4 protein-coding genes are annotated in these 3,066 nt (G+C 72.2%); 3 read left to right on the top strand and 1 reads right to left on the bottom strand.

The annotated features are described in order from the left end of the window. Positions 1-16 precede the first annotated feature (16 nt). A complete protein-coding gene (locus G6017_RS14355) occupies positions 17-877 on the bottom strand; it encodes a bifunctional methylenetetrahydrofolate dehydrogenase/methenyltetrahydrofolate cyclohydrolase (protein ID WP_182617969.1) in 861 nt (286 codons plus the stop codon). 60 nt (positions 878-937) lie between these two features. Here G6017_RS14355 and G6017_RS14350 point away from each other — a divergent pair, with 60 nt between their 5' ends. The 3 genes from G6017_RS14350 to G6017_RS14340 all read left to right on the top strand — a co-directional run. Beyond that, the gene (locus tag G6017_RS14350) at positions 938-1,429 is read left to right on the top strand and encodes a tRNA (cytidine(34)-2'-O)-methyltransferase (protein ID WP_095717925.1); all 492 of its coding nucleotides are present in this window, start codon (positions 938-940) and stop codon (positions 1,427-1,429) included. 14 nt (positions 1,430-1,443) lie between these two features. Next, a complete protein-coding gene (locus tag G6017_RS14345; RefSeq protein ID WP_182617968.1) occupies positions 1,444-2,442 on the top strand; it encodes a metal ABC transporter substrate-binding protein in 999 nt (332 codons plus the stop codon). Continuing rightward, a partial coding sequence (locus G6017_RS14340; protein ID WP_241731571.1) for a metal ABC transporter ATP-binding protein occupies positions 2,439-3,066 on the top strand: 628 nt, incomplete at its 3' end. The genes G6017_RS14345 and G6017_RS14340, both read left to right, overlap by 4 nt.

Below are 3,066 nucleotides of genomic sequence, written 5' to 3'. Positions count from 1 at the left end.
GGTGGGTCATGCGGGCCTAGGACGTCCCCGCGGCGAGCCGCTCGCAGCGCTCGACCACGTTGGCCAGCAGGAACGCCCGCGTGAGCGGACCGACGCCACCCGGGTTCGGGGAGACCGCACCGGCGACGTCCCACACGTCCGGGTGGACGTCGCCGGCCAGCTTCCCGTCGAGCCGGGACACCCCCACGTCGAGGATCGCCGCGCCCTGCTTGACCATGTCCGGCGTGAGCATGTGGGCCACCCCGGCCGCGGCCACGATCACGTCGGCCCGCCGCGTCTCGGCGGCCAGGTCCCGGGTTCCGGTGTGGCACAGGGTGACGGTCGAGTTCTCGCTGCGGCGGGTGAGCATCAGCCCGATCGGGCGCCCCACGGTCACCCCGCGGCCGATCACCACCACGTGTGCCCCGTCGAGTTCGACACCGAAACGCCGCAGGAGGTGGATGGCGCCGTTGGGGGTGCACGGCAGAGGGGCCGTCGCGTTGAGGACCAGCTTGCCGAGGTTGACGGGATGCAGTCCGTCCGCGTCCTTGGCCGGGTCGATGCGCTCGAGGATCGCGTTCTCGTCGAGGTGCTTCGGCAGCGGCAGCTGAACGATGTACCCGGTGCACGCGGGATCGGCGTTGAGCTCGTCGATCACGGCCTCGAGCTCGGCCTGACCGGTCTCGGCGGGCAGGTCACGCCGGATGGAGGCGATGCCGACCTGCTCACAGTCGCGGTGCTTCATCTTGACGTAGGAGTGGCTGCCCGGGTCGTCGCCCACCAGGACCGTTCCCAGCCCCGGGGTGATGCCCTTGTCGCGCAACGCGGCGACCCGGTCGGTGAGGTCGGCGACGATCTCGTCGCGGGTGAGCTTTCCGTCCAGCTTGATAGCGGTCACGGGCGCCAGTATCCCACTCCGGAGCGGCCACGTCGCCAGCGCACTGCGAGAATGGCCGCCATGACCGGAGCCGGCGTGCGTGTGTTGTTCGACCGACCCCGCATCCCCCCCAACACCGGCAACGCGATCCGGCTGGCGGCGGGGGCGGGGTGTGAACTCCATCTGGCCGGGCCACTGGGCTTCGACCTGTCCGAACCGCAGCTGCGGCGGGCGGGGCTCGACTACCACGACCTGGCGCACGTGGAGGTCCACGAGGATCTCGAGGCCGCGTACGCGCGACTACTCCCGGCGCGGGTGTGGGCGTTCACCGTGCGGGCCGACCGCTCGCTGCCGGAGATCCGGTTCTCCCCCGGTGACGTCCTGCTGTTCGGGCCCGAGCCCACCGGTCTGGCCCCGGACGTGCTGGCCGACGAGCGCGTGACCGCGACGGTGCGCATCCCCATGCTGGCGGGTCGCCGCTCCATGAACCTGTCCAACGCCGCCGCCGTGGTGGTCTACGAGGCCTGGAGGCAGCAGGGCTATCCAGGCGGTATGGATATTCCGCCACTTTGACTTAATATTTCGGTATGCCGAAATCTCATCTGGCCGGGGGCCGCAATCCCCGGGCCGGTCGCCGGCGACCCTGGTCCCCCGCGGCCGCGGTCGTCGTCGCACTCGTGACCGCGATCGTGGCGGCCGCCTGCACCACCGGCACCTGGGGGGCGGTCGACGTGGACGACCGGCCCCGGTTCGCCGCCCGGGAGGCCGACGACAGGGTCGTGGTGGCCACGACCTTCACGATCCTCGCGGACATGGCCCGCCGCGTCGGTGGGGACCGGGTCCGGGTGGAGTCGGTGACGACCCCGGGCGCCGACATCCACCAGTACGAGCCGTCCGTCGACGACCTCAAGCGGGTCGAGGGCGCGGACCTGGTGGTGAGCAACGGTCTCGGCATGGACGACTGGCTGCTGCGCTTCATCGACGGGACCGACGCACGCCACGTGGTCACCTCCGAGGGGGTCGACCCGCTGCCGGTGCGCTCCGGCAACTACACCGGGCGGCCCAACCCCCACGCGTGGATGTCGCCCGACGAGGGCGCGAGATACATCCGGACGATCGCCCGCGCCCTGACCGAGGTCGACCCGGAGGGAGCCGAGGGGTACCTCGCTCGCGCCGAGGACTACGTGGCCGAACTCGACGAGCTGGCGTCCCGCGCCCGCGCGGCCGTGGCGGCGGTGCCGCAGGACCGCCGTGTCCTGGTCACGTGCGAGGGCGCGTTCTCCTACCTGGCCCGGGACCTCGGCCTGGAGGAGCTCTACCTGTGGCCGGTCAACAGCGAGTCCCAGGGGCTGCCGCGTCAGGTCACCGCCCTGATCGACGAGGTGCGTGATCGTGAGATCCCCGCCGTCTTCTGCGAGTCGACGGTCTCCGGCGCGGCGATGGAGCAGGTCGCGGCCGAAACGGGCAGCAGGGTCGCCGGCCTGCTGTACGTCGACTCCCTCTCCGCGCCCAGCGGCCCGGTGCCCACCTACCTCGACCTGCTCGACCACGACCTCGAGACGATCACCCGGGAGCTGACGTCATGACCGACCGCCCACTGCCCTTCTCCGTGCACACGGGCCCGCCCGCCGTCGTCGTCACCGACCTCACCGTCGACCGCGGCCAGATCCGCGCGCTCGACTCGGTGTCGCTCTCGGTGCCGACCGGGGAGATCACCGTGCTGCTCGGCCCCAACGGGTCCGGGAAGTCCACCCTGCTCCAGTCGCTGCTCGGCCTTGTCACCCCCACCGGTGGATCGGTGCGCCTCCTCGGTTCCCCGGTCCGGCGCGCGCTGCGCACCGGACGGGTGGCGGCGGTGCCCCAGTCGGACGGACTCGACGAGCGGTTCCCGGTCACCGCCGGTGAGGTGGTCATGCAGGGCCGCCGCCGCTTCACCGGTCCGTGGCGCCGCCCGTCCGCCGCCGACCGACTGGCGGTCGACGAGGCCCTGGACCGGGTCGGGTTGTCGCCGATCGCGGGGCGGCGCATCGGCGAGCTCTCGGGCGGTCAACGGCGACGGGTCCTGCTGGCCCGCTGCCTGGCCCAGGAGGCCGAGCTGCTGCTCCTCGACGAACCGTTCAGCGGCATGGACGCCGGCAGCGAGGAGGTCTACATCGACGTGCTGCGCGAGCTCACCGCCTCGGGGCGGACCGCACTGGTCTCCACCCACC

The organism is Dietzia sp. B44, assembly GCF_014145245.1.
In the GTDB taxonomy this organism is placed as follows: domain Bacteria; phylum Actinomycetota; class Actinomycetes; order Mycobacteriales; family Mycobacteriaceae; genus Dietzia; species Dietzia natronolimnaea.
Note: the sequence above shows the minus strand (reverse complement) of the source record. Positions and strands in the feature narration are given on the sequence as shown.